Source organism: Streptomyces sp. NPDC001339, assembly GCF_042895955.1.
In the GTDB taxonomy this organism is placed as follows: domain Bacteria; phylum Actinomycetota; class Actinomycetes; order Streptomycetales; family Streptomycetaceae; genus Streptomyces.
This window is the reverse complement of record NZ_JBIAWT010000027.1, coordinates 1-24,610: the sequence shown is the minus strand read 5'-3', so window position 1 is coordinate 24,610 and position 24,610 is coordinate 1. Positions and strand designations below refer to the sequence as shown.

Below are 24,610 nucleotides of genomic sequence, written 5' to 3'. Positions count from 1 at the left end.
TGAAGACCCGGGGCAGGCTCACCTACCGGGAGGGCGAGCGCGGCGCGCTCCAGGTGACCGCCGACGTCACCTTCGTCTACCCGGTCACCCGCGCGGACGCGGGCGGCGGCGACGAGATCGTGCGCACGATCGTCCGGCGCGAGCTGGTCCTGAGCTGGGACGACCCCGACAAGGTGATCACCGAGCCGGGCACGTTCTCGATCGTCTCGAACAAGTACGACATGACCAACGGCGGCTGCGGCACCCCCACGGGCTACTTCATCCCGCCCTTCGGCACGGACCGCCGGGCGGACGAGGCCGGTACGGAGGTCGACCCGTACGACCGCAGCGCGCCGGTCGGGCGGGGCGAGTCCTTGGGGGACAAGTGCGGGAGAGCGACGCGGTCCTAGCCGGCGTTACTCGGCGGCGGCCACCCCACACCCTCTGGAAAGAGGCTCTGCGTTGTTGTGGTCAGGCGTAACCGGCCCTTTGTTTCAAGGGAATTGAGTCAGGCGGACGCCGCGGTGCGTCCATGTGGAGCACCGCCGTGCTGCACATGCAGCACGCAAACACCCCCCTAGCCTGCATTTCCGCAGTTCAGGGGGGTGTTACTGGCGGTAGCGGTGGGATTTGAACCCACGGAGAGGTTGCCCCCTCACACGCTTTCGAGGCGTGCTCCTTCGGCCGCTCGGACACGCTACCGAGAGAGAGCTTAGCCCACGGGTGGCCGTGCGCCGAAATCGGAATCCGGCGGAATCCCGCGGACTGCCGGGCGCCGCCGGTCAGCGGTCGCGGAAGAACGTGGTGAGCAGGCCCGCGCACTGGGCCTCGAGGACGCCGGTGACGACCTCGGGGCGGTGATTGAGACGTCGGTCACGGACCACGTCCCAGAGGGAGCCGACGGCACCGGCCTTGGCGTCGCGGGCGCCGTAGACCACCCGGTCCACCCGGGAGAGCACGATCGCGCCGGCGCACATCGTGCAGGGTTCGAGGGTGACGACGAGGGTGCAGCCCGTCAGCCGCCACTCGCCGACATGACGGGCCGCCTCCCGCAAGGCGAGGACCTCGGCGTGCGCCGTCGGGTCGCCGGTGGCCTCGCGCTCGTTGTGGCCGGTCCCCAGGATCGTGCCGTCCGCGGACAGCACGACAGCGCCCACCGGGACGTCACCGGTCCCGGGGGCGCGGGCGGCCTCCTCCAGCGCCCGCCGCATCGGCGCAACCCAGGGGTCACGGAGGGGATCGGGCAAGGGGGCGGACAGGGGGTCGGGCACCGGTGCCGGGGACGGGCCGGTCCGGGGCGCGGGAGCGGGGACGGGGTCTGCCATGCCACCAGTGTCGGTGACGGCGCCGCCGGTGTCCGGTGCCGGGGCCGCTCCCGGACAATCCCGGAGCGGCCTCGACAATCCCGGAACGATCCCGGAGTTACCTCACGGCCTCCAGGAGGTCCGAGCAGCCGATCATGTCGGCGATGTCGCTGAGCGCATCGCCCTCCAGGGCCAGCAGGACCTTCTCGTCGATGCCGAAGTCCTCCAGGAGCTGGGCGTCGCCGAGCGGGCCGTGCGGGGCGCGGGCGGCAACGGAGTCCTCCGCCTCGTCCTCCCCCTGATCGGGCTCACCGTCCTCCGTGCCGTCCAGGTTGAGCGCGTCCAGGTCGTCCGTGTCGCTCTCCTCGTGGCCGAGCAGCTCGTCGGTCAGCATCGTGCCGTACGAGCTGCGGGTGGCGACGGCCGCGTTCGAGATGAAGACGCGAGGGTCGTCCTCGCCGTCCACGCGGACGACGCCGAACCACGCGTCCTCCTGCTCGATCAGCACCACCGCCGTCTCGTCCTCGCCCACCGTTTCGCGGGCCAGGTCGGCCAGATCGGCCAGGGTCTCCACATTGTCGAGCTCCGTATCGCTCGCTTCCCACCCGTCTTCGGTGCGCGCGAGCAGTGCGGCGAAGTACACCGTGACTCTCCCACTGGTCATAGGCGTGCCGGGCCGGACGGGGCGGCGCTGCGCGCCGTTGGTCCCGCCCCTTTCGGAATCGTGGCAGAAACATGGCGTCTGCGCGGTGTCTTCGGCGCTGCGTCGTGCGGAGGTTGTGCGAGATGTCGCTCACGTGCCGCAGCGCGGGCGGGTGCGCGCAGCGGTTCCGCTGGTAGCGGAACTCGCTCAGCTACCAGCGGAATGTCCGCATCCGCATGGCCTGGCGCATCCGCTCGGCCCGTACCCGGCGCGGCTGGACCCGGTCCCGTAGCTCCTTGGCCTCGTGCAGCTCCCGCAGGAACTGCGCTCGGCGGCGACGCCGCGCGGCCGCGGTGTCGGCACCGCCGGTACCGGCACCGGCACCGTCCTCCCCGTCGGGGGGCGGGCCTGGGGCACCAGGGACTGTTTCGTACGTGTCGTCGGTCCGCTTACGCATACGGTCGGCCACGCTGCACACCACCTCGGGCACACCACCTCGGGCACCTCACCTCGGGCACCTCACCACGGGCGCGTTCTTCGCCCACGAGCGGACGGCCAGGCGAACGGACGGCCAGAGGAGGCGGCCAGGCGACCGGACGGCCGATTGGGCGTATGTGTCCACTTTCCCGCGATTCGGCGGTCTGGTGCCAGCCAAGCTGTATGGATGCCGACCCGATGACGGCTCGGTGCCGGCCCGATGACGGCCGGGCTGAGTCGTACCGCGGCCGTACCGCGGCCGTACCAGCTGTACCGTCGCCCGTACCACCGCGGCCGGGCCGGGCGGCCGCGCGCGGCCTTCGGGCGCTGCAAGGCGGGCGCCGGTACTCTCCGGCTCGGTTACTGTCGATGTCATGCGGATCCACGTCGTCGACCACCCGCTGGTGGCGCACAAACTCACCACACTGCGCGACAAGCGCACCGATTCCCCCACCTTCCGGCGGCTCGCCGACGAGCTGGTGACCCTGCTCGCGTATGAGGCCACCCGTGATGTGCGCACCGAGCAGGTCGACATCGAGACCCCGGTGACGGCGACGACCGGTGTGCGGCTGTCGCACCCCCGCCCCATGGTCGTACCGATCCTGCGGGCCGGTCTGGGCATGCTGGACGGTATGGTCCGGCTGCTGCCCACCGCCGAGGTCGGCTTCATGGGCATGGTCCGCAACGAGGAGACCTACGAGGCCCACACGTATGCCACGCGGATGCCCGACGACCTCTCGGGCCGCCAGGTGTACGTCGTCGACCCGATGCTCGCCACGGGCGGCACGCTGGTCGCGGCGATCCGCGAACTGATCAAGCGGGGTGCGGACGACGTCACGGCGATCTGCCTGCTGGCCGCGCCGGAGGGCGTCGCGGTCATGGAGAAGGAGCTGGCCGGTACGCCGGTGACGGTGGTCACCGCGGCGGTCGACGAGCAGCTGAACGCGGACCGGTACATCGTGCCGGGCCTGGGCGACGCGGGCGACCGCATGTACGGCACCGCCGGCTGAGGACCTGGCTGACTGAGGACCTGGCCGGCTGGGGACCTGGCCGGCCGTTTGATCGCGAGTACGGGCCCCGCACCATGCCCTTGGTGGTGCGGGGCCCGGTTCATGCCACCGGCGCCCCGGGGCCTCCGTGCGGCCGGACGGTCAGCACTTCGCGTCGGCCGACGGCTCCGGTGCCGGGTGGGTCAGCAGCGCCAGGGACCTGGCGGCGGCCTGCGGGGTGGCCAGGGCCTTGAAGGTGTCGCCGAGAAGCAGATCGAGCTCGGCGTTCTTGCGGTCGTCGGTCTTCTGCTGGGCGCCGGCGAGCTGGGTGGCCAGTACCTTCAGCGGGCCGTCGGTGGCGGCCCGGGAGCCGAGCAGCATCCCGATGCCCTTGATCTTCTTGTCGTAGGCGGCCGGGGCGTTGCCCACCTTGCCGATCTTGAAGCCGCGCCTCTGGAGTTCGTCGGCGGTCTGCTTGGCGAGTCCGGCGCGCGCGGTGGCGTTGAGGACATTGACGGTGAGCGTGCCGGGTGCGGGCGGTTTCCGTGCCGCGGGCTGTGCCTGCGCTCCGGCCGTCGCCTTGCCGCCCCCAGGGCAGTGCTTCTTGTCCTGGGCGGCCTGGGCGGTGCCGTTCCGGCCGCCGCCGAAGCCGAAGACGTCGATGAGCTGCAGCGTCCCCCAGCCGACCAGCCCGAGGGCACAGACGGTGGCGAGGAGGGTGAGGACGATCCGGCGACGGTGCCGAGGACGGCGCATCCGCGGATACCTGTCGCCCGTGACACGGTAGTTCTTACCGCCCATGCCAGGGGGCGTCAGCATGCTCATGGCCGCAGCGTAGTGCGGGTGACAGGCCGTGCCTACTAGATGATCAACGCGTGGCGCGAGACCCAACCCAAAAGGGTCAATTCGGATGTGGTGGGTGGGAGTGAGTGCGTGCCGTATGGGGATTTTGGGGGTTTACGGCCTTCGGTCCGGTCAGTCCAGTCGGTCCACTGAGTCCAGTCAGTCCAGTTCGAGCACGCGGGCGTGCAGCACCTGGCGCTGCTGGAGTGCGGCGCGTACCGCGCGGTGCAGACCGTCCTCCAGATACAGGTCGCCCTCCCACTTCACGACATGCGCGAAGAGGTCGCCGTAGAACGTCGAGTCCTCGGCGAGCAGCGTCTCCAGATCGAGCTGCTGTTTCGTGGTCACCAACTGGTCGAGGCGTACCGGGCGCGGGGCGACATCCGCCCACTGGCGGGTGCTCTCCCGGCCGTGGTCGGGGTACGGCCGCCCATTTCCGATGCGCTTGAAGATCACACGGAAAGCCTACCGGGCGACCGGCCCTGAGCGCAGCCATGCCGCAGCAGCAGAAAGGGATCATTGGTCGCAAATTTGGATCATTGGCGGGGGCGGAGGCCGGCCGCGGTGGCCGGATGCGACTGCCGCGACCGGCCCCCGGCCCCGGCCCCCGCCCCCCGGCCGCCGCGACCGGCCGCTACCGCCGCGTTCGCAGCGTTCTCCGCGACTGGCCCCCGGCCGCACAAGGGCGCTCAGCTCAGAGCGCCTCAGATCGTCGCCGCATCGATCACGAACCGGTAGCGGACATCGCTCGCCAGCACCCGCTCGTACGCCTCGTTGATCTGCTCCGCGCCGATCACTTCGATGTCCGCGGCCAGTCCGTGCTCACCGCAGAAGTCCAGCATCCGCTGCGTCTCCGGGATGCCGCCGATCGCCGATCCGGCGATCGACTTCCGCCCCACGAGCAGGGCGAACGCCGAGAGCGACAGCGGGTTCTCCGGTGCGCCCACCTGGACCAGGGTGCCGTCGGTGCGCAGCATCCCGAGGTAGGCGCCCAGGTCCAGGTCCGCCGAGACGGTGTTGATGATCAGGTCGAAGGTGCCCGCCAGCGCCTCGAACGTGGCCGGGTCGGAGGTCGCGTAGTAGTGGTCCGCGCCCAGCCGCAGCCCGTCGTCCTTCTTGCGCAGCGACTGGCTCAGCACGGTGACCTCCGCGCCCATCGCATGCGCGATCTTCACTCCCATGTGCCCGAGGCCGCCCAGGCCGACGATGGCGACCTTCTTGCCCGGACCGGCCTTCCAGTGGGCCAGCGGTGAGTAGAGCGTGATACCGGCGCAGAGCAGCGGGGCCGCGGCGTCCAGCGGAATACCGTCGGGGATGCGCAGGGCGTAGTTCTCGTCGACGACGAGGTGGGTGGAGTAGCCGCCGTACGTGGGTTCGCCGTCCCGGCCGGTCGCGTTGTACGTGCCGACCATGCCCAGTTCGCCCGTGCAGTACTGCTCCAGGCCGGCCCGGCAGTTCTCGCACTCCCGGCACGAGTCGACGAGGCAGCCGACGCCGACCCGGTCGCCCACCGCGTAGCGGCTGACCTCGGCGCCCACTTCGGCGACCACACCGGAGATCTCATGGCCGGGGACGATCGGGAAGTTCCCGTCGTCGCCCCACTCGGCGCGCACCGTGTGGATGTCGGAATGGCAGATACCGGCGTACTTGATCTCGATCAGGATGTCGTGAGCACCCAGCTCCCGGCGCGGGATCGTGATCCGCTCCAGGGGGGCCTTCGGGGCGGGTGCGGCGTACGCGGAGACAGCGGTAGCAGAGGCAACAGAGGTGTGGGTCATGCCACCGAGAATCCTTCGCCCCGGCTCTCCTAACCAGTGCACCCTTGAACGTATGCAGGCCGTGCCTAGTACTGCCAGGACCACCCTGCCTGCCAGGACCACTCTGCCCTGCCGGCCGGGGTCGCCCCCGGCCGAGATGCTGCGGCTACTGGCCTCGGATCACGCCTCGGAATGCCTCTCCGAGGTGCTCTTCTGCGATCAAGGGTGATCGTAGAAGAGCACCGAGCGGACCTTCAGCAGTTTGGAGCCGTAACCGTTGTGCGGGCGGAGGTCGAAGTAATCCCCCGTGCAGTAGGGGCCCTTGAAGGCCCTTACGCCTGAGTTGGTGGCATTCCGCGGCGAGTGCGCGGGCGGAACGGATGTGAGCTCCGCTTCGGGCAGGGTGAGGCACTCATAGCTCGGCGGATCGATCAGCATGCCGACCTCCGGCCCGTCGGGGCCTTTGAACACATAGGTGAAGCGCCCGGTGGCGGCGTCGGCCGAGGCGGCAGGCAGGGTCAGCGCGAGCGTGAGGGCGCCGAAGGCAGCGGCGACGGTACGGCGAAGACGCATGACAGCAGTCCTTCCTTGCATTCCGTTGAGCCCGTCGATTTCCGTTGATTTCCTTTCATCGTGCGGAAGTTCTCGGGCGGAAGGTGGGTTGCCCAGGCGGCGGCCCCGTATGCCCGGTGATGCGTCCCGTCACACCAAGGAGGCGTGACGAAACGATCCGCTCGAAGCGTTGTACGAGCTAGCCCTCCTCGCTGCCCTCATTCGCCTCGTCGTAATCCTTCGGTGCAGGTAGGCGCCCGCCCCTGCTGTTCGCGATACGGAGGGCGTCGCCGAGCGCCTCCTTCGCCCGCTTGAGCGTCACCCGGAGCGTGAGCGGTCCCGCCGTCTGCTCGTCCAACACCGCTTCGGCGTCGGCGAATACGGCCGCGGCGTCGCGCATCTGCTCCGCCTCCATCGCGTCGGCCTTGCGGGCGAGATAGCTACTGCCGCTGGTGTCGGTGTTCAGGAAGCACGGATTGCCGACGGCGGTTACCCAGGGCAGGAGACGAAGCTCGGAGCCGGGTTGCATGGGGTTGTCCGGGTCGTAGATCACGGCCCCCACTGTCAGTGACGGCGAGTAGCCTCGCTAGTACTCAGAGTGTGACGAGTCTTTTCGCGCCAAGGAGTTGACGAAATGGGCAGTACGTACGGGGACTGGCTCCGCGAGCAACGAGAGTCGACGGGCCTGACCCAGCAACAGCTGGCAGACGAGGCGGTGATGACCCGCTCGCACATCGCGCACATCGAGGCGGGGCGCCGGATCCCGTCCAAGGAGGATGCCAGGCGGCTGGACGACGCCCTGAACACGGGGAATGTGCTCAGTAGTTTCCGCCCGGGAGAAGAGGGGAGGCCAGTCGGAAGCCACTTCGAAGCGGCGTTGGCGCTGGAACAACAGGCTTCGATGATCCGGGAGTTCGCGTTGTCCTACATGCCCGGCATCCTGCAAACGGAGAGGTATGCACGAGCGGTTTTGCGGGTCGGATTCCCTCCGCTGAGCGACGAGGAATGTGACCAGGCTGTCGTCACACGGCTTGGGCGTGCAAAGATCCTCGCCAACCCGAACGCGCCCCTGGTGTGGGCGTTGCTGGACGAGGCTGTGCTGCGGCGTCCGATCGGTTCCCCCGATGTGATGGCGGAGCAGATCACGCACGTGTGCCGCCTGGTTGAGGACGAGCGCGTGCGCGTGCATGTGATGCCGTTTGCCCTGGGTGAGCATCCCCTTCTGGAAAGCATGCTCACGCTGATGTGGTTCGAGGACCAGCCACCAGTGGCCTACGTCGAAGCCATGCGTACGGGCAAGGTGCATGACGACCCGGCCATGGTCCGACAACTCCAGGACGTCTACCATCTCGCACTAGGCGATGCACTGCCGCGGAAAGAGTCACTTGCTCTGCTGAGAGCGACAGCGAAGGAATACGGACACCATGGCTGAGCACACGATCCCGGATGCCTCCACGCTGACGGGCTGGCGCAAGTCGTCGTACAGCGGTTCATCCGAGGGCAGCTGTGTGGAGGTCGCGGACGGCTACTCCTCCGGCGTCCCCGTCCGTGACTCCAAGAACCCGCATGGCCCGGCCATCGTCTTCCCGGTCGCTGCCTGGGCCTGCTTCATCGCGACCGTCAAAGCTACGGCCTGAGCGCTTCTGCCTCCGCCGGGCGGGGGCCGAAGATGCGTCGGTCGGACTCCGCGATGGCGATGTCGTGGATGCCGGCCTCGCGGCGGCGCATCAGGCCGTACTCATCGAACTCCCACAGCTCGTTGCCGTGGCTGCGCCACCACTGGCCGTCCGCGTCATGGCTCTCGTACTGGAAGCGCACCGCGATCCGGTTGCCGTGAAAGGACCAGAGCTCCTTGCGGAGCGCGTAGTCCAGCTCGCGGGCCCATTTCTGGCGCAGGAACGCAACGATCTCGGCCCGGCCGGTGAGGAAGGTGTCGCGGTTCCGCCAGACCGAGTCCTCGGTGTAGGCGAGGGCGACCCGCTCCGGATCGCGGGTGTTCCAGGCGTCCTCGGCCGCCTGGACCTTCTGTAGCGCGCTCTTCTCGTCGAACGGGGGGAAGGGTGGGCGTGGTGCCATGGCGGGCTCCTTCTCAGCCTCGACTTCGATCTCGACCAGCAGGGAGAACGAGAGAACGGTCGTTCTCTGCTAGTTCGGCTAGTGTAGAGAACGATCGTTCTCTCGGGAAGCCCCGGGACGGCCCGGACGGACCAGATGGAAGTGCCATGGACCACGACGAAGCCCGGACGCGGATACTCGATGCCGCGGAGAAGCTGTTCTACGAGCGCGGGATTCAGTCCGTCGGGATGGACGAACTGCGGTCCGCCGCCGGGGTGTCGCTCAAGCGCCTCTACCAGTGTTTTCCTGCCAAACAGCACCTCGTCGAGGCGTATCTGCGGCGGCGTGACGCGCGCTGGCGCGCCGAGCTCTCCGCGTACGTGACCGCGTACGTGACCGAGTGCGGTGGTGCTCCGGCGGCGCGTCCGCTCGCGGTCTTCGACTGGCTGCGCAGCTGGTTCCTGGAGCCCGGCTTCCGTGGCTGTGCGTTCATCAACGCGTACGGGGAGATGGGGGCGACGGCGGATGGTGTGGCGCGGGCCGCCCGGGAGCACAAGGCTGCGCTGCTTGCGTATATGACGGGCCTTGTGCGGGACGCCCTGCCTGCCGCCGAACCGGCCGGACCGGCTGAACTGGTCGAATCGGTCGAACCGGCCGAGCCCGCCGAACTTGCCGCACTGGCCGGGCAGTTGGCTCTGCTGGTTGACGGTGCGATCACTGCTGCCGCGATCACGGGGGATCCCGATGCGGCCCGGCAGGCCCTGACCGCCGCAGAGAGTCTGCTGTCGGCGGCGAGTACGGGCCTGCGGGGCCGACCCTGACCCATCGGACAGGCCATGACCCATCGGGCAGGGTAGAGAACTCGAGCTGGAACTAGGCCAGCACCCGCGCCAGGCAGTCCAGCGCGGAGGACAGTTCCTCGCTCGTGATGGTCAGGGGCGGGGCCAGCCGGATCGTCGAGCCGTGGGTGTCCTTCACCAAGATGCCTTCCTTCAGGAGGCGTTCGCTGATCTCGCGGCCGGTGCCGAGGGCGGGGTCGATGTCGACGCCGGCCCACAGGCCGCGGGCACGGAAGCCGGTCACCCCCTTGCCGGTCAGCGCGGCCAGGCCGGAGCGCAGCTCCGCGCCCAGTTCCGCGGCGCGGGTCTGGAACTCGCCGGTGGCGAGCAGCTCGACAACGGCCGAACCGACCGCCGCCGCAAGCGGGTTGCCGCCGAACGTCGACCCGTGCTGACCCGGCCCCAGGACGCCGAGCACCTCGCGGCGGGCGACGACCGCGGAGACCGGGACGATGCCTCCGCCGAGGGCCTTGCCGAGGAGGAGGACGTCAGGGACGACGGACTCGTGGTCGACGGCCAGAGTGGTGCCGGTCCGGCCCAGCCCGGACTGGATCTCGTCGGCGATGAACAGGCACCCGGCCCGCCGGGTCAGCTCGCGTACGCCGGTGAGATAGCCCTCGTCGGGGATGATCACCCCGGCCTCGCCCTGGATGGGCTCGATGAGCACCGCGGCGGTCGTCTCGTCCACGGCCGCTTCCAGCGAGGCGAGGTCGTTGTAGGGGACGGTGCGGAAGCCGGGGGCGAAGGGGCCGAAGCCGACGCGGGCGGTGTCGTCGTCGGAGAAGCCCACGATCGTCGTCGTACGGCCGTGAAAGTTGCCGCCGGCGACCACGATCGTCGCCTGGTCCGCCGGGACGTGCTTGACGTCGTACGCCCACTTGCGGGCGACCTTGATGCCGCTCTCCACCGCCTCGGCGCCGGTGTTCATCGGGAGCACCATGTCCAGGCCGGTCAGGTCGGCCAGGCTCTCGGCGAAGCCGGCGAGCCGGTCGTTGTGGAAGGCGCGGGAGGTGAGGGTCAGCTGGTCGAGCTGGCGGTGCGCGGCCTCGATGAGAGCCGGGTGCCGGTGGCCGAAGTTGAGCGCCGAGTAGCCGGCCAGCATGTCGAGGTAGCGGCGCCCCTCGACGTCCTCGACCCAGACGCCCTCGGCGCGCGCCACGACCACGGGCAGCGGGTGGTAGTTGTGCGCCAGGACGGGGCGTTCGGCCTGGATCAGCTCGTCGGAGGAACGGGGCGCACGTGACGAACGGGGCGTGCATACGGATACGGGCGCGATGCGGGTGGGAGCGGTCATGAGCGGATCTCCTGGGTGCAGCACTTGATGCCGCCGCCGGCCTTGTGGAACTCGGACAGGTCGACGGGGACGGGGATGTATCCACGGGCGGCGAGCTGGTCGATCAGGCCGGTGGCCTGCGGTGCGATGAAGACCTGCCGGCCGTCGGAGACGGAGTTGAGGCCGAAGGCCATGGCGTCGTCGCGGGTCGCGCGTACGGCGTCCGGGAAGAGGCGGGCGAGGACCTCGCGGCAGCCGGGCGAGAACGCTTCGGGGTAGTACGCGATGTTGTCGGCGTCGAGAGCGAAGAGCGCGGTGTCGAGGTGGTAGAAGTACGGGTCCACCAGCCGCAGGCTGATGGTCGGCACGCCGAAGAACTCCTGGAGCTCGTGGTGTGCGTCCCGTGCCGTGCGGAACCCGGTGCCGGCCAGCAGGTAGCGGCGGGTGGGGACCAGGTCGCCCTCGCCCTCGCACACCGACTCCGGCCGGTAGACATCGAATCCGGCGGCCTTGAACCAGGTCTCGTACGCGAGGGATTCGGGCCGCCGCTCCGGCGCGTGGAAGTGTGAGCCGAAGACCCGGTTGTCGATGACGACCGCCGAGTTTGCCGCGAACACCATGTCCGGCAGGCCGGGGACCGGGGGCACGGACTCCGTCGTGTGGCCGTACTCGCGGTACGTGCGGATCAGGGTGTCCCATTGGCGGGCGGCCAGATCCCGGTCGACCGGCGCGTCTCTCCGCATCCAGGGGTTGATGGCGTAGTGCACGTCGAAATGTGTGGGCGCGCAGACCAGATAGCGCCGTGGGCTCGGCACGCGACTCGTCAGCACAGAACTATCCCTCCGCTTCCTCGATTTCCTCGATGGGGGTGGTGTACGGGACATGACATGCGGGGGTGACGGTCAGTAGTCGGCCGTCAGCCGTCAGCCGTCAGCCATCAGTCGTCAGCCGTCACTCATTACTCATCACTGATCGTCACCCGCGGTGCATCTACGGTAAGAAAGCGCCTCTTCCGGCCACAAGAACGGAATGATGCGCATCTGCGCAGGAAACCTGCGTATCCGGGCCTATGAACGGGTCTTTCCTGCGTCGCTTCTCGCGGGCCGGGTCGCGGACGGGGGCGAGGACTGGGTTGAGGAGCGTCGGGCGCCTGCCTCCGGGCTGTCCGGGAGCAGATGGGAGAGCACCATGTAGCTGATCGTCTTGCGGATGAACGGTTCGGTCCGGATGCGTTCGAGCACCTCCTCGAAGTGCTCGACATCGGTCGCCCGGACGTGCAGCAGCGCATCGGCGTTACCGGTCACGGTCATCGCGGCGGCGATCTCCGGATGGTTGCGCACCACCTCGGCCAGCCGCCGTGGCGGTGCCGCGCTGTCGCAGTACACCTCAACGTACGCCTCGGTCAGCCACCCCAGCGCGGCCGGCTGCACGGTCGCGGCGAACCCCGTGATCACGCGGTTCTCCCGCAGTCGGTCCACCCGTCGCTTGACCGCGGTCGCCGACAGCCCGATGGCCGTCCCGATCTCCGCGAAGCTCGCCCGGCCGTTGTCGATCAGCGCCGTGATGATCTTCCGGTCGAGGTCGTCGAAGGGCGCGTCCTTCTGGGGCATGGGGCGGCTCGCAATCGGGCGTGGTGGTGGGGCGGTTGGTTCGCCTGAGGATGATGTCCCGCCGTCGCGGGTCCAGCCAAGCACCGCCGGGGGCGTACCGGGGGCGTACCGGGTGTAGCGGCGGGCGGGGGCTGTCCGGGGCTTGCCGATCTCTCCGTGGGATCCTGGTGCGTCGTGGATCTGCCGGGCGGACGGTGGACGGGCGTGCGGCGACGATGAGGGTGCATCGATGAGACTCTGCTTCCTGGTGGAGGAGCAGTACCGCTACGACGGCATGCCGTTGGATGTGATCGGCCAGCTCAGCGCCTGGGGCCATCAGGTGGACGTGCTGTGGCCCGGCCGTTCGCTGATCCCCATATCCGAGGCGATACGGGCGGGCAGCCATGACGCCTGGGTCCTCAAGACGGTCTCCGGCGGCCCGGGGCTGACCCTCCTGGAAGCCGCGGCCGCCGTCGGGCTGCCGACGGTGAACGACGTCCGCGCGATCCGCGGAGTGCGCGACAAGGCGCTGGCCGCGGTGCTGGCCCGGGCCCACGGGTTGCCGGTCCCGGTGACGTACGCGGCGGCGCGGGCCGAGGAGTTCGCGGCGATACCCGAGGCGGAGTACCCGCTCGTGGTGAAGCCCGCGGATGGCAGCTCGGGGCGCGCGGTCCGGCTGGTGGAGTCGCCGGACCGGTTGGTGGAATCGCCGGACGGGTTGGTCGAGTCGGCAGAGCGGTTGGTCGAGTCGCCGGACCTGCTGGGGGTGTCGGCCGGGGCGGCCGGGGCGGCCGGGGGGCTGCTGATCGCTCAGCCGTATGTGCCCAATTCCGGTACGGATCTGAAGGTGTACTGCGTCGCCGGTGAGCTGTACGCCACCGAGCGGTGCTCCCCGCTGCACCCCGGGCACGCCGTGACGGAACGCCAGGTCCCGCTCACGCCGGAGGTCGCCCGGATCGCCGAGGAGGTGGGCACCGTCTTCGGCCTCGATCTGTACGGGGTGGACATCCTGCTCGGGCCGGACGGACCGGTGGTCGTCGACATCAACGACTTCCCCAGCTTCCGCCAGGTGCCGGACGCGGTCGCCCGGGTATCCGCTGCCGTACTGCGTCTCGCCCGTAGGGGGAACGAGCCGTGTCCGGTCCCGGGCGAGCCGCGTCCGGTCCCGGACCTGGCCGCTTCCATGGCGGCGGCGACCGGCCCGCTCGGCGCCCCGCTGACGGCTACGACTACGGCTACGACCACGGCTAGGGCTACCACTACCACTACGGGTATCGGCGGTGAGCGGTGAAGGTCGGCCTGATCACCGCGAATCCCGGTCATCCGGTGCTGGTGGCGGTTACCCGCCTGCTGACGCCGGAGCATGAGGTGGTGCACCTGGATCCGGAGCATGAGGTGGTGTGCCTCGGTCCGGAGCGTGAGGAGGTGGTGCGCCTCGGACCGGAGCGCGAGGAGGTGCGTCTGGGCCCGGAGGGGGCGTGCCATGGGCCGGCCGATGTCTACCTCCTCAAGGCTCGTACGCCCCGCGCGCTCGCGCTCGCCGCCCGGCTGGAGGAGTCCGGCGCGCGCGTCATCAACTCGGCTGCCGCGACGGCCCGTTGCCAGGACCGGGTGGAGATGGCGGAGCGGGCCCGCGCGGCCGGACTGCCGTTCGCCCGGACCCTCGCCGTGATGACACCGCGCGAGCTGGCCGCGGCAGGGGAGCCGCCCGTCCCGCTGGTGATCAAGAGCCGGAACAGCCGGCGCCATGACCTGGTGGCCCGGGCCGACGGCGCGGTACGGCTGCGCGAGCTGGCCGCCGACTGGCCCGAAGAGCCAGTGGTGGTACAGGAGTTCACGGCGAACAGCGGATGGGATCACAAGCTGTGGGTGGTCGCGGGACGGCTCTTCGCCGGGCTGCGCCGCTCGGAGCTGTCCCCGGAGGGGCGGGGAGGCACGCTGCCGCTGCCGGTCGCGGAGCTGCCGGCGGCCTGGGTGGAGGCCGTGCTCCGGGTCGGCGAGGTCTTCGAGCTGGATGTCTATGGCGTGGACGTCCTCGACGCGGGTGGAGGTGCACCGCTGATCGTGGACATCAACGCCTTCCCCGGCATTCGTGGCCAGGCGGGAGCGCCCGAGGCCCTGGCGGAGCTCGCCCTCAGTACTGCGATGCGGAACGGAGGAAGCCGTACCGCCATGGGTGACGGAGGAAGCCGTACCGCCATGAGTGACGGGGGAAGCCGTACCGCCATGGGCGACGGGGGAAGCCGTACTGCCATGGGTGATGGAGGAATCCGTACGGCCAAGCGGGACGGAGGAATTCGTACCGCGATGCGGGACGAAGGAAAGGTGTCAGAAGTGGCGTGGAGGTGATCGCCGAGCGGAGCTGATCGGAGCTGATCGGACCCAATGCGCGGGTTGGCGGAACCTCTTCCTCCATAAGGCCTAGTGCGCCGAACGGCAGGGTAGCGCTGCCCCGGCAGGGGGGCGGCGTGGTCCGGTGTGCCGGTCCGGTCCGGTGCGCCTTCCCTCCGTCACGTCCGTACGCCGTACGCAGGGGAGAGGCCAGTGACACCGTCAGCGCAGCCGTTTGAACTGCCCGAGTTCTACACGCCCTATCCGGCGCGGCTGAATCCGCATGTGGAGGCGGCGCGTACGCACTCCAAGACGTGGGCCCGGGACATGGGGATGCTGGAGGGCTCGGGAATCTGGGACGAGAACGACCTCGACGCCCACGACTACGCGCTGCTCTGCTCGTACACCCACCCGGACTGCGACGCCGATGCGCTCTCGCTGGTGACCGACTGGTACGTCTGGGTCTTCTTCTTCGACGACCACTTCCTGGAGAAGTTCAAGCGGACGCTGGACCGGGAGGGTGGCAAGGAGTACCTCGACCGGCTGCCCGCCTTCATGCCGATGGACGACGCCACGCCCGTGCCCGAGCCGGCCAACCCGGTCGAGGCAGGGCTCGCCGACCTGTGGGCGCGCACCGTGCCGCAGATGTCGATGGCCTGGCGGAAACGGTTCGCCGAGAGCACCGAGCACCTGCTCAATGAATCGCTGTGGGAACTGTCCAACATGAATATCGCCCGGGTGCCCAACCCCGTCGAGTACATCGAGATGCGCCGCAAGGTGGGCGGTGCGCCCTGGTCGGCGGGCCTGGTGGAGTACGCGACCGGGGCCGAGGTCCCGGCCGTCGTCGCGGGAACGCGCCCGCTGCGGGTGCTGCGCGACACCTTCGCCGACGGCGTCCACCTGCGCAACGACCTCTTCTCCTACCAGCGGGAGACCGAGAACGAGGGCGAGCTGAGCAATGGCGTCCTGGTGCTGGAGACCTTCCTGGGCTGCACCACCCAGGAGGCCGCGAACGCCGTCAACGAACTGATCACCTCCCGGCTCCAGCAGTTCGAGAACACCCTGGTCATGGAGCTGCCGGCGCTCTTCCTGGAGAAGGGGCTGGACCCCGGGTCCTGCGCGGAGGTGCTGGCGTACGCCAAGGGGCTGCAGGACTGGCAGTCGGGCGGCCATGAATGGCATATGCGCTCCAGCCGCTACATGAACGGCGGCGGGGCGGCTTCCCGCGCCGCTGTACAGCCTGGGTCGGTACAGCCCTGGCCGGTCCAGTCTCGGTCGGTCCAGCCCTGGTCGGTGGTCCAGCCCTGGTCGGTCCAGCCTCGGTCGCCGGCCTGGCCGGCCTCGGCTGACGCCGCATGGCCTTCGTTGCCGGTCCCGGCCGCCGCACGGCCCTGGTCACCGTCCCGGGTCGGTGGTCCCGGCACCTCCGCCGCGGATCTGAAAGCGGCCCTGGCCACGGCCGGTGCGCACCGCTTCCGCAGCCATACCCACATCCCGCACCAGCAGGTCGGGCCGTCGCGGATCCCCGACATCCCCATGCCGTTCCCACTCAGCCTCAGCCCCCACCTGGAGGGCGCCCGTCGCAGGCTGATCGAGTGGGCTCACCGTATGGGCATGCTCCAGCCGCAGCCCGGCGTGCCGCTCTCCGACGTATGGGACGAGCCGGCGATGGTCCGGTACGACCTGGCGCTCTGCGCGGCCGGCCTCCACCCGGACGCCACCCCGGAGCAACTCGACCTGGGCTCCCAGTGGCTGGCCTGGGGCACGTACGCGGACGACTACTACCCGCAGGTCTTCGGGCGGACGAGGGACATCGTCTCGGCCAAGGTGTGCACCGAGCGGCTGTCGGCGTTCATGCCGCTCGACCTCTCCGCCCCCACACCGGAACCGGTCAACGCTCTCGACCGGGGACTCGCGGATCTGTGGACGCGCACCGCGGGACCGATGACGCCCGCGGCGCGCCGCACCTTCCGCCAGGCCGTCGACACCATGACGGCCGGCTGGCTCTGGGAGATCGAGAACCAGGTCCAGAGCCGCGTCCCCGACCCCGTCGACTACATCGAGATGCGCCGGGCGACCTTCGGCTCCGATCTCACCATGGCCCTCAGCCGCATCGGCCACGGCCGGCAGGTCCCGCCGGAGATCTACCGCACCGGCGCGCTGCGCTCGCTGGAGAACTCCGCCGCCGACTTCGCCTGCCTGGTGAACGACGTCTTCTCGTACCAGAAGGAGGTCGAGTACGAGGGCGAGGTGCACAACGGCATCCTGGTCGTCCAGACCTTCTTCGACTGCGACTACCCGACCGGGCTGGCCATCATCACGGACCTCATGACCTCCCGTCTGCGGGAGTTCCAGCACGTCGCCGCGGAACAACTGCCGGTCGTTTACGACGACTTCGGCCTCTCGGCCGGGGCGCGTGAGGCGCTGGACGGCTATGTGCACGAGCTGGAGAACTGGATGGCCGGAATCCTGAACTGGCACCGGGGCTGCCGCCGCTATATCGAGCCCGAGCTACGCCATCCGCAGGGCTCTCCGGGCCGGCTGGCCGCGCCGACGGGGCTGGGCACGTCCGCGGCCCGGCTCTTCCAGCGGGCGGTCGCGAGCGTGGGGTAGGCGCGGCTGCGCGGCTGCGCGGCTGCACGGCTGCGCGGCTGCATGACTGCGCGACTGCACAGGGGCATGGCGCACCGTCCCGTGCCATGCCCCTGTGCTCCTCCCGTGCGCGCTGTCGCGTCATGTGCCACGGACCTATGGTTCATGGCCCCGCAGATGGCGGAGCCGGCAGTAGGCGCGGGGCCAGTGGCGAGGGGGCGAGCGATGGCGACAGGGAGCGGCTCGGGCGGCGGCAGGGCGCGTGGCGGTTCGGCACGGGGTGGTTCGGCACGGGGCGGTTCGGCGGGCGGTTCGGCGTCCCGGCAGGCGCAGGATGCCCGGAGGCAGGAGCGCCTGTTACGGGAACAGTGGCGGGCCGCCCGGCAGCGGGCCGCCGCACGCTGGGAGGCGGCGAGCGAGGGGGAGCAGCGCATCGTCGCCCAGCTGCTGATGCTGACCGAAAGGGGCTGGCGGCTGCTGGTGGACCGGCGCTGGCCGGGCACCCGGGCGGCCAACGTCGACATGCTGCTGATCGGGCCCGGCGGCGTCTTCGTCATCGACGTCAAGAAGTGGCGGGCCGCACCGGAGGCGTCCTGCGGCCGGCTGCGGGCCGGCGGCTTCTCCCGCGACGAGCACCGCCGCAAGCTGCTCGCGGTCACGAAGACCGCCGAGGGCGCGGTGGCGTCCCTGGGCATGTCCCCCGTGGCGGTGCGGCCGCTGATGGCCTTCGCCGGGCAGCGGGTCGACGGTGAAGTGGGCCGGGTGCGGCTGCTGGGCGAGCGGGAGATCGGCCCGGCACTGCTGTCGGAGCGCACCCGGCTGTCAATGGCCTCGGTCCGTGCCCTGACCGAACACCTGGGGCGGTTCTTCCCCGAATACGAGGACCCGGCCCGTTTCGAGTACGAGAACCTGGCCCGCTCTGAGTACGAGGACCCGGCCCGTTCCGAATACGAGGACCCGGCCCGCTCTGAGTACGAGAACCCCGCCCGCCCCCGAACCGCACATCCCTCTACCCGGTCCGAGCACGGCGGCGCCCGGTCCGAGCCGGTGGGCGCCCGGCCCGCGTCCGCCGACACCCGGTCCGGGGCCACCGCCCCCCGGTCCGCACCCGCCGGCACCCCGTCCGTACGCCACGATGACGGCCTCTTCGACCTCGACGGCCTGCGCGAGGCCGCGCTCGACACCGCCCGCCGGGCCCCCGTCGAGCAGTGGATGACCTTCCTCGACCCGGACCAGCTCGCCCTCGTACGCCGCAACTGGGCCGGTCCCGCCCGGATCAGCGGCCCGGCCGGTACCGGCAAGACAGTTGTCGGCCTGCACCGCGCGGCCTACCTCGCCCAGCGCACCAACGGCCGGGTCCTGTACGTCACCTTCGCCAACAACCTGCCGCGTGTACAGGCCACCTTCCTCGCCACCCTGGCCCCGGCGGTGGCCGACCGGGTCGACTTCCGCAGCCTGCACTCCTGGGCGCAGGAGTATCTGCACGCCCGCGGTGTCCCCGTCCGCCTGCACCGGGACAAGGCGGAGACCGCCTTCAGCCTGGCCTGGAAGCGCGTCGGCCGGGACAGCTGCCTCGCCGAGATCGACCCGCTGCCCCGCTACTGGCAGGAGGAGATCGACTACGTCATCAAGGGCCGCGGCGTCACCTCCTTCGAGGAGTACGCCGCGCTGGCCCGCCGTCGCCGCCGCGCGGGCCTCCGCCGCCCGCACCGGAAGGCCGTCTGGGAGCTGTACGAGGCGTACGAGGCCGAGCGCGTCGAGCGCGCGGTGCACGACTTCAACGACGTCCTCTCGCTCGCCCTGGCGGAGGCGTCCGGGCGCACCGGCCACTCCGCCTACCGGGCCGTCGTGGTGGACGAGGTCCAGGACCTCACCCTCGTCGGGGTGCGCCTGCTGCACGCCCTGGTCGGGGACAGCCCCAACGGGCTGCTGCTGGTGGGCGACGGGCAACAGGCCGTCTACCCGGGCGGGTTCCGGCTCTCGGACGCCGGTATCGACATCCGTGGCGACCGCGGACAGGTGCTGCGCGCCAATTACCGCAACAGCAAGGAGATCGTGGACGCCGCGCTGTCCGTCGTCGCCGATGACGCCTTCGAGGACATCGACGGCCGGCACACTCCGGGCCGGCGGGACATCGACCTGACCTACCATCACGGCCGGGTGCAGCGCGCCGCCCTGCCGACCCGGGCCGCGCACGACGAGGCCCTGCTCTCCGCGCTGTGCGCCCTGCCCCCGCAGGATCTGGCCGGCTCGGCCGTACTGTGCCCGTCCAAGCGCGCCATCGACCACTACCGGCGGCTGCTCACCCGGGCCGGGATCCGGGTCTGCCTGCTGGAGCAGTACGACGGGCACCCGGTCGAGGCCGTGAAACTCGGCAGCTACCGGCGAGCCAAGGGCCTTGAATTCAAGCGCGTCTATCTGCCCCGGTACGACGCCCACCTGACGGCCGACACCAAACCGGCCGAGGGCGGGCAGGGAGATGCCGCCCGTGAACGTGGTGAGCTGGCGCGCAGTCAGCTCTTTGTGGCCATGACCCGGGCCCGGGACGTGCTGTGGCTGGGGACCGTGCGGCCGGCCGAGGGCGGGGGGTGAGGGGGGAGGACGAGGGGCGATGCGGAGGCCGACGCGGAGGGCGATACGAAGGGCGGCGTGGCGGCCGGTGTGGACGCGGGTGAATATCCCATTCCGTATGAATAGTCCGATATGCCGTAGGGAACTGTCGGGCCATGCGACACATGACCTTTTACCTGGGCGCCGCGGCCGCCACGGGGACGGCGCTCGCCGCGTTCGTACCCTTCAGTGGAGCCCAGGCCACGACCGGCACCATCACCTTCCACATGCGGCCGCATAACAAGGAGTACCGGATCCTCGACCCCGGTGACGACCATTGCTACGGCCTCGGAGCCGGGGGCGGCGAGGTGGTCAACGACACCCCGCTCGACCTCATCCTGTGGTCCTCACGTAATTGCAAGGGGAAGGCGATGGCCGTCGTGCGCTCCGGTGACGCGGCGCGATTCAAGACGTACGGGAGCCTGCAGCTCGACCCGGACAGCGCCCCGGAACCCTCGGAGCCCGGGCCCGGCGACTATCCGCCCGACTCTCCCGCACCGTCGGATGACTTCTCCTCGGCCCCGTCGGACCACCGTGATCCTCCCGGCCGCCGCGAGCCTCCCGACCGCCGCGATGCGCCGGACCGCCCGGACCCGTCCGCATCCGCGGGCCCCTCCGTGAACCCCACGCCGGCCCCTCCGGGCTCCCCTGCCCCTTCGCGCTCCCCGGCTCGCTCCGACCGCCCGTATCCCGACCCCGCACGCCCCCCGGCGGTATCCGGTTCTCCGGTGATGTCCGGTTCTCCGGTGGCGTCCAGCTCCTCGTCGGCCGCCAGTTCCCCGATGGTGACCCGCTCACCGGCGCCGTTCGGCTTCCTGCCGACCCCCGTATCCCCGTTTGTCAGCCCGCAGAACAAGCGCCTGCCGGGTGGCGACGATCACCATCACCATAAGCACCATAAGCACCACCACAAACACCACCATCACCATCATCACGACCACGAGAAGTGCCACATCCACTGCAAGGTCCACGTCGACCCCATCGAGCCGCCTCACCCGCCCTACCTCGAACCCCTCGAGCCCATCGAAACCCCCCACCCGCCGCACCCCGACCACATCGAGACCCCCCACCCCGACCACATCGAAAAGCCCCACGAACCCCACCACGAGAAGCCCCATGAGTTCGCCAAGTTCGACCCCCACGACGAGAAGTCCGGGATGGATGACAACGCCGGGATGGATGACGTGGAGATGTGGCCGCAGTCCGCGCCTCCCGCACGCAAGGTCGCGCCTCCCGTGCGCAAGTCCGCACCGCCTGCCCGCAAGTCCGCACTGCCTGCCCGCAAGGTGAAGTGACGCAGCGGATCGTGCAGCAGATAGCTCTGCATGGGCCTGCATGGGCCTGCGCGGGCCCGCATGGGTCTGCACGGGCCTGCGTGGGTCTGCACGGGCCCGTGCACATGCGCCGTCGTGCTCACGTGCACATGCGCCGTCGTGCTCATATGGGCACGACGGCGCATCGGCGCATCGGCGCATCGGGCCGTCAAGTCCCGTGCTGGCTACGGAGGGTGAAAGATGCCTGGTCGGGCTGCGTGCGCCCATGTGGCGGTCCGGCGTGGGCCGTGGACGCGGAGCGTGACGATCCGGCACCCTCCGAGGTTGTGGGGGGAATTTGCAATTTTGTCTGAATTTTCACCCATATTTCCTTGTTGGTGGGTAGGTGGTCGACGTAGCTTGGGAGTTGAGGCGCTGACGCAGCCGGAGACGGCGGCTCATCCCGATCCGGAAGCGGCTCGTCAGCAAGGAACGATCAAGGAGGCAGGTATGAGCTTCCGGAAAGTCTTCAACCGCAAGAGCGGCTGTGACGACGACTGGGACCGTGACGACCACGACCGCGGTCGTCGTGGACGGCGGCGTGGCCGCGGATACGGCCGTGGCGGATATGGCCACGGGTACGGTCGCAACAAAGGCGGCCACGGACGCAAGTAAGGTGTAAGGCGTTCGTGACTGAGACTGACCCAAAGCTCTGAATGCTCTGAGTCGAGGCTGACCCGCGTTCCGCGCGGGTCCGCCTCGTGGGTTGGGGTCCGGGCCGCTGAGCCCCGGGACCCATCGGCCCACTCCCTGACCAGCCCAGCGGGGCCGACTCGTCGATCTGCTGTCCGGCCCGCTGCGGCGCCGACGATATGGCCCGCGACCATGCCCCAACAAGCCGACGGAATCCCGCCTGTTGGCCGCATCGGCCTGTGGGACTCCATGACGGACCGGACGGATCTGGCGCACCTGACGGACGCCACGATCCGCACCCGACGCGTCGGCATCCGGGAGGCGCTCCGCCGCTTCTGGCCCCTGACGCGTGGCGACCGGCGCTGGATCGCGCTGGTCTGCCTGGCCGCCATCACGGCAGCGCTCACCGAGACGGTGGCCATCCTCCTCTTCGCCCAACTCACCGACAACGCCCTGCAGAAGGGCTCGGTCAGCGCCTTCTGGCAGCCGGCCGGACTGTGGCTGGGCGTCGCCGTCCTCGGCGCGGCCGTCGGCTACCTCGGCAGCTCGCTCGCCGCGTGGACCGCCGAGCGCTTCGTGATGCGCCTGCGCGCCCGGACCTTCGGCCACCTCCAGACGCTGCCGCCGCACTTCTTCCAGCGCAACCGCCGCGGTGACCTGCTCGAACGGCTGACGGGAGACATCGACGCCATCGAGGAGCTGGTGGTCAGCGGTCTCGTCCAACTGGCCACCGCCCTGTTCGGCATCATCCTCTACGCCGGCGCCGCCCTCTGGCTGCGCTGGGACATGGCGCTGGCCACCTTCGTCCTGGCCCCCGTCTTCTGGTTCGCCACCCACCGCTTCACCGGGCGCGTGAAAGAGCTTTCCCGCCGCGAGCGTGCCGCGGACGGCGCCATCACCTCGGTCGTCGAGGAAGGCCTGGTCAACGTCGTCCTGACCCAGGCCTACAACCGGCAGCACGACGAGGAGGGGCGGCTCGACCGGCAGGCGCGCACCTGGTTCCGTGCCTCGGTGACCAGCGCCCGCCTCAACTCGCTGTACGTGCAGGTCGTCGAGCTCCTGGAAACCCTCTGCGTACTGGCCATCATCGGCCTCGGGGCCTGGGAGATCGCCGCGGGACGGATGACCCTCGGCCAGCTGCTCGCCTTCGCCGCGTTCATCGGCTACCTCTACCCGCCGATCCGCTCACTGGGCCAGCTCGGGCTGACCGCCACCGAGGCGACCGCCGGCGCCGAGCGGCTGCTCGAGATCCTCGACGCCCGCCCCGCCGTGCACGACCCGTCCCCGTCCGCCGTCTCCCTCCTCGCCCTGCCGCGCCGTCACCGCGCCATAGGTGAGCTGGAGGCCCGCCACGTCACGTTCCACTACCCGGGCAGCCCGGCCGACGCCCTCGTCCTCAACGACCTCTCCTTCACCGCGGTCCCCGGGCAACTCCTCGTCATCACGGGCCCGAGCGGCGCCGGCAAGTCCACCCTCGCCGCACTGCTGCTCCGCTTCTACGACCCCGACTCCGGCAGCATCCACCTGGACGGCATCCCCGTGAACCATCTCCCGCTCGCCCAGCTCCGCCGGAACATCACCCTGCTGCCCCAGGAGACGCTCGTCCTGCACGACACTGTCGAGGAGAACATCGCCTCCGGCCGCGCCCACCCCCGCGCCACCCACCAGGAGGTCGTCCACGCCGCCGAGGCCGCCGACGCCCACGGTTTCATCTCCACCCTCCCGGAGGGCTACCGGACCGTCATCACCCCCGGTACCGCCCGCCTCTCCGGAGGCCAGCTGCAGCGCATCGCCATCGCCCGCGCCATGCTGCGGGACGCCCCCGTACTCGTCCTCGACGAGCCCACCACCGGCCTCGACATCCTGGCCACCCAGCGCATCCTCACCCCCCTGCGCCGCCTCGCCGAGGGCCGTACCACTCTCGTCATCACCCACGACCTCGACCTCGCCACGGACGCCGACCTCATCCTCGTCCTCGACGCGGGGCACCTCGTCGAATCGGGCACCCACCACCAGCTCCTCACTCAACACGGCCTGTACGCCCAGCTGTTCCTGGCCCAGACGCCCCAGACGCCCGGACGCGGGTACGACGCACCTGGACGCGCATACGACAGCGAGCTGCCACTCACCGCCAGGAGCAAAGCGCTCTGAAGCCCGTCGCTTACTCGCCCACTCGCCTACTCACCACTGATTCGCCTACTCACTGATTCGCTTACTCGCTTACTGCCGACTTACGGCCTTTATGGGCACGATGGGTGACGCTCAGCAGCTTTCAGGTGCTTTAAGGCATCTGAGGAAGGACCAGCGGTGCCCGCACCCATCCCTCACCTACCGATCAACCGCGCCGCACCACTGACCGCACCACTGACCGAACCCCCGGCCCCCACCGGGAGTCCTGAGCCGCACCGCCGTACGGTGCCGTGGCTGCGGCCCACCATCCGCATCAGGCTCACGCTGCTGTACGGCGGCATGTTCCTGATGGCCGGCATCATCCTGCTCACGATCATCTGCTTCATCGCCGCCAATACCCTTAAAGCGAGCACACCGGAATTCAGGGTCTTCGGCGCCAACCTCAGGGTGGGCAATATCAGTTGCCCCGGCCTGCCGCCGGCTGGCTCCCCCACCTCCCCCGATTCCCTCGGCTCGGTCGACGACATCAATGCGGCGATCGGCAGCTGCATCCGCGACCAGCGCACCCTCGCACTCCATACCTTCCTCAACCGCTCCCTGCTGACCGCGTTGCTGGGTTTGACGGTGGTGGCGTTCGCGTTCGGTTATGCGATGGCGGGGCGGGTGCTGGCGCCGTTGGGGCGGATCACGCGGACGGCGCA

At 70.0% G+C, this 24,610-nt stretch carries 23 protein-coding genes, 1 tRNA gene and 2 pseudogenes; 13 read left to right on the top strand and 13 right to left on the bottom strand.

Translation table 11 applies throughout. The features are described from left to right. Positions 1 to 389, top strand: a pseudogene (locus ACFY12_RS35470) (hypothetical protein); the annotation flags it as partial. A 202-nt stretch (positions 390 to 591) separates the two neighbouring features. On the opposite strand, the gene ACFY12_RS35465 reads toward ACFY12_RS35470, so the two are convergent. The 4 genes from ACFY12_RS35465 to ACFY12_RS35450 form a co-directional block, all read right to left on the bottom strand. Beyond that, positions 592 to 681: transfer RNA gene (locus ACFY12_RS35465), tRNA-Ser, on the bottom strand. 80 nt (positions 682 to 761) lie between these two features. Next, a complete protein-coding gene (gene tadA, locus ACFY12_RS35460) occupies positions 762 to 1,304 on the bottom strand; it encodes a tRNA adenosine(34) deaminase TadA (RefSeq protein WP_390720116.1) in 543 nt (180 codons plus the stop codon). Between the two features lie 97 nt (positions 1,305 to 1,401). Beyond that, positions 1,402 to 1,926, bottom strand: a complete 525-nt coding sequence (locus tag ACFY12_RS35455) for a hypothetical protein (RefSeq protein WP_390720115.1) — start codon at positions 1,924 to 1,926, stop codon at positions 1,402 to 1,404. A gap of 211 nt (positions 1,927 to 2,137) precedes the next feature. Continuing rightward, positions 2,138 to 2,383 (bottom strand): hypothetical protein, encoded by a 246-nt coding sequence (locus ACFY12_RS35450; protein ID WP_390720117.1) that lies wholly within the window; start codon positions 2,381 to 2,383, stop codon positions 2,138 to 2,140. 394 nt (positions 2,384 to 2,777) lie between these two features. On the opposite strand from ACFY12_RS35450, the gene upp reads away from it, so the two are divergent. Beyond that, entirely contained in the window at positions 2,778 to 3,413 is a 636-nt protein-coding gene (upp, locus tag ACFY12_RS35445; RefSeq protein WP_390720114.1) for a uracil phosphoribosyltransferase, read from the top strand. A gap of 141 nt (positions 3,414 to 3,554) precedes the next feature. Here the strand turns inward: upp and ACFY12_RS35440 are convergent, their stop codons facing one another. From ACFY12_RS35440 to ACFY12_RS35420, 5 genes are all read right to left on the bottom strand, one after another. Further along, on the bottom strand, positions 3,555 to 4,217 hold the full coding sequence (locus ACFY12_RS35440) for a LytR C-terminal domain-containing protein (protein WP_390720113.1): 663 nt from the start codon (positions 4,215 to 4,217) through the stop codon (positions 3,555 to 3,557). 177 nt (positions 4,218 to 4,394) lie between these two features. After that, entirely contained in the window at positions 4,395 to 4,691 is a 297-nt protein-coding gene (locus tag ACFY12_RS35435; RefSeq protein ID WP_006604254.1) for a type II toxin-antitoxin system VapB family antitoxin, read from the bottom strand. A gap of 248 nt (positions 4,692 to 4,939) precedes the next feature. Next, positions 4,940 to 6,013 (bottom strand): NAD(P)-dependent alcohol dehydrogenase, encoded by a 1,074-nt coding sequence (locus tag ACFY12_RS35430; RefSeq protein ID WP_390720112.1) that lies wholly within the window; start codon positions 6,011 to 6,013, stop codon positions 4,940 to 4,942. A gap of 198 nt (positions 6,014 to 6,211) precedes the next feature. After that, positions 6,212 to 6,565, bottom strand: a complete 354-nt coding sequence (locus ACFY12_RS35425; RefSeq protein WP_390720111.1) for a hypothetical protein — start codon at positions 6,563 to 6,565, stop codon at positions 6,212 to 6,214. A gap of 178 nt (positions 6,566 to 6,743) precedes the next feature. Further along, on the bottom strand, positions 6,744 to 7,097 hold the full coding sequence (locus ACFY12_RS35420) for a hypothetical protein (protein ID WP_390720110.1): 354 nt from the start codon (positions 7,095 to 7,097) through the stop codon (positions 6,744 to 6,746). Positions 7,098 to 7,178: 81 nt separating this feature from the next. Between ACFY12_RS35420 and ACFY12_RS35415 the strand changes: the two genes are divergently transcribed. Both ACFY12_RS35415 and ACFY12_RS35410 read left to right on the top strand, forming a co-directional pair. Continuing rightward, positions 7,179 to 7,976 (top strand): helix-turn-helix domain-containing protein, encoded by a 798-nt coding sequence (locus ACFY12_RS35415; protein WP_390720109.1) that lies wholly within the window; start codon positions 7,179 to 7,181, stop codon positions 7,974 to 7,976. Then, positions 7,969 to 8,181 (top strand): DUF397 domain-containing protein, encoded by a 213-nt coding sequence (locus tag ACFY12_RS35410; RefSeq protein WP_390720108.1) that lies wholly within the window; start codon positions 7,969 to 7,971, stop codon positions 8,179 to 8,181. Before ACFY12_RS35415 ends, ACFY12_RS35410 begins: the two co-directional genes overlap by 8 nt. Here the strand turns inward: ACFY12_RS35410 and ACFY12_RS35405 are convergent. After that, a complete protein-coding gene (locus ACFY12_RS35405; RefSeq protein ID WP_390720107.1) occupies positions 8,171 to 8,620 on the bottom strand; it encodes a nuclear transport factor 2 family protein in 450 nt (149 codons plus the stop codon). The genes ACFY12_RS35410 and ACFY12_RS35405 overlap by 11 nt on opposite strands. Positions 8,621 to 8,766: 146 nt before the next feature. On the opposite strand from ACFY12_RS35405, the gene ACFY12_RS35400 reads away from it, so the two are divergent. After that, positions 8,767 to 9,420, top strand: a complete 654-nt coding sequence (locus ACFY12_RS35400) for a TetR/AcrR family transcriptional regulator (protein ID WP_390720106.1) — start codon at positions 8,767 to 8,769, stop codon at positions 9,418 to 9,420. Between the two features lie 52 nt (positions 9,421 to 9,472). Here ACFY12_RS35400 and rocD read toward each other — a convergent pair whose 3' ends face one another. The 3 genes from rocD to ACFY12_RS35385 form a co-directional block, all read right to left on the bottom strand. After that, the gene (gene rocD / locus ACFY12_RS35395; protein ID WP_390720105.1) at positions 9,473 to 10,732 is read right to left on the bottom strand and encodes an ornithine--oxo-acid transaminase; all 1,260 of its coding nucleotides are present in this window, start codon (positions 10,730 to 10,732) and stop codon (positions 9,473 to 9,475) included. Next, the gene (gene ddaH / locus ACFY12_RS35390; RefSeq protein WP_390720104.1) at positions 10,729 to 11,541 is read right to left on the bottom strand and encodes a dimethylargininase; all 813 of its coding nucleotides are present in this window, start codon (positions 11,539 to 11,541) and stop codon (positions 10,729 to 10,731) included. Before ddaH ends, rocD begins: the two co-directional genes overlap by 4 nt. A gap of 237 nt (positions 11,542 to 11,778) precedes the next feature. Next, positions 11,779 to 12,321: an Lrp/AsnC family transcriptional regulator gene (locus tag ACFY12_RS35385; protein ID WP_390720103.1), complete on the bottom strand. Its 543-nt coding sequence runs from the start codon at positions 12,319 to 12,321 to the stop codon at positions 11,779 to 11,781. 229 nt (positions 12,322 to 12,550) lie between these two features. On the opposite strand from ACFY12_RS35385, the gene ACFY12_RS35380 reads away from it, so the two are divergent. From ACFY12_RS35380 to ACFY12_RS35345, 8 genes and pseudogenes are all read left to right on the top strand, one after another. Continuing rightward, positions 12,551 to 13,591, top strand: a complete 1,041-nt coding sequence (locus ACFY12_RS35380; protein ID WP_390720102.1) for a RimK family alpha-L-glutamate ligase — start codon at positions 12,551 to 12,553, stop codon at positions 13,589 to 13,591. Further along, entirely contained in the window at positions 13,588 to 14,649 is a 1,062-nt protein-coding gene (locus ACFY12_RS35375) for a RimK family alpha-L-glutamate ligase (RefSeq protein ID WP_390720101.1), read from the top strand. The genes ACFY12_RS35380 and ACFY12_RS35375 overlap by 4 nt, the downstream gene beginning before the upstream one ends. 195 nt (positions 14,650 to 14,844) lie before the next feature. Then, positions 14,845 to 17,244 carry a germacradienol/geosmin synthase gene (locus ACFY12_RS35370; protein ID WP_390720100.1) on the top strand — a complete coding sequence of 800 codons (2,400 nt, stop codon included), beginning with the start codon at positions 14,845 to 14,847 and terminating at the stop codon, positions 17,242 to 17,244. Between the two features lie 204 nt (positions 17,245 to 17,448). Further along, positions 17,449 to 19,815 (top strand): UvrD-helicase domain-containing protein, encoded by a 2,367-nt coding sequence (locus tag ACFY12_RS35365; RefSeq protein ID WP_390720099.1) that lies wholly within the window; start codon positions 17,449 to 17,451, stop codon positions 19,813 to 19,815. A 143-nt stretch (positions 19,816 to 19,958) separates the two neighbouring features. Further along, entirely contained in the window at positions 19,959 to 21,128 is a 1,170-nt protein-coding gene (locus ACFY12_RS35360; RefSeq protein WP_390720098.1) for a hypothetical protein, read from the top strand. A gap of 468 nt (positions 21,129 to 21,596) precedes the next feature. Further along, on the top strand, positions 21,597 to 21,761 hold the full coding sequence (locus tag ACFY12_RS35355) for a hypothetical protein (RefSeq protein ID WP_390720097.1): 165 nt from the start codon (positions 21,597 to 21,599) through the stop codon (positions 21,759 to 21,761). 210 nt (positions 21,762 to 21,971) lie between these two features. Beyond that, positions 21,972 to 23,930: an ABC transporter ATP-binding protein gene (locus ACFY12_RS35350; protein ID WP_390720096.1), complete on the top strand. Its 1,959-nt coding sequence runs from the start codon at positions 21,972 to 21,974 to the stop codon at positions 23,928 to 23,930. Positions 23,931 to 24,194: 264 nt separating this feature from the next. Next, a pseudogene (locus ACFY12_RS35345) lies at positions 24,195 to 24,610 on the top strand (two-component sensor histidine kinase); the annotation flags it as partial.

Excerpts from the sequence above, each read along its gene's own strand:
- ACFY12_RS35405 (WP_390720107.1), bottom strand. The coding sequence starts at position 8,620 with ATGGCACCACGCCCACCCTTCCCCCCGTTCGACGAGAAGAGCGCGCTA.
- ACFY12_RS35440 (WP_390720113.1), bottom strand. The coding sequence starts at position 4,217 with ATGAGCATGCTGACGCCCCCTGGCATGGGCGGTAAGAACTACCGTGTC.
- ACFY12_RS35425 (WP_390720111.1), bottom strand. The coding sequence starts at position 6,565 with ATGCGTCTTCGCCGTACCGTCGCCGCTGCCTTCGGCGCCCTCACGCTC.
- ACFY12_RS35360 (WP_390720098.1), top strand. The coding sequence starts at position 19,959 with ATGACCTTTTACCTGGGCGCCGCGGCCGCCACGGGGACGGCGCTCGCC.
- ACFY12_RS35400 (WP_390720106.1), top strand. The coding sequence starts at position 8,767 with ATGGACCACGACGAAGCCCGGACGCGGATACTCGATGCCGCGGAGAAG.
- ACFY12_RS35380 (WP_390720102.1), top strand. The coding sequence starts at position 12,551 with ATGAGACTCTGCTTCCTGGTGGAGGAGCAGTACCGCTACGACGGCATG.
- ACFY12_RS35410 (WP_390720108.1), top strand. The coding sequence starts at position 7,969 with ATGGCTGAGCACACGATCCCGGATGCCTCCACGCTGACGGGCTGGCGC.
- ACFY12_RS35385 (WP_390720103.1), bottom strand. The coding sequence starts at position 12,321 with ATGCCCCAGAAGGACGCGCCCTTCGACGACCTCGACCGGAAGATCATC.
- rocD (WP_390720105.1), bottom strand. The coding sequence starts at position 10,732 with ATGACCGCTCCCACCCGCATCGCGCCCGTATCCGTATGCACGCCCCGT.
- ACFY12_RS35350 (WP_390720096.1), top strand. The coding sequence starts at position 21,972 with ATGCCCCAACAAGCCGACGGAATCCCGCCTGTTGGCCGCATCGGCCTG.
- ACFY12_RS35450 (WP_390720117.1), bottom strand. The coding sequence starts at position 2,383 with ATGCGTAAGCGGACCGACGACACGTACGAAACAGTCCCTGGTGCCCCA.
- ACFY12_RS35365 (WP_390720099.1), top strand. The coding sequence starts at position 17,449 with ATGGCGACAGGGAGCGGCTCGGGCGGCGGCAGGGCGCGTGGCGGTTCG.
- ACFY12_RS35415 (WP_390720109.1), top strand. The coding sequence starts at position 7,179 with ATGGGCAGTACGTACGGGGACTGGCTCCGCGAGCAACGAGAGTCGACG.
- tadA (WP_390720116.1), bottom strand. The coding sequence starts at position 1,304 with ATGGCAGACCCCGTCCCCGCTCCCGCGCCCCGGACCGGCCCGTCCCCG.
- upp (WP_390720114.1), top strand. The coding sequence starts at position 2,778 with ATGCGGATCCACGTCGTCGACCACCCGCTGGTGGCGCACAAACTCACC.
- ACFY12_RS35355 (WP_390720097.1), top strand. The coding sequence starts at position 21,597 with ATGAGCTTCCGGAAAGTCTTCAACCGCAAGAGCGGCTGTGACGACGAC.
- ACFY12_RS35430 (WP_390720112.1), bottom strand. The coding sequence starts at position 6,013 with ATGACCCACACCTCTGTTGCCTCTGCTACCGCTGTCTCCGCGTACGCC.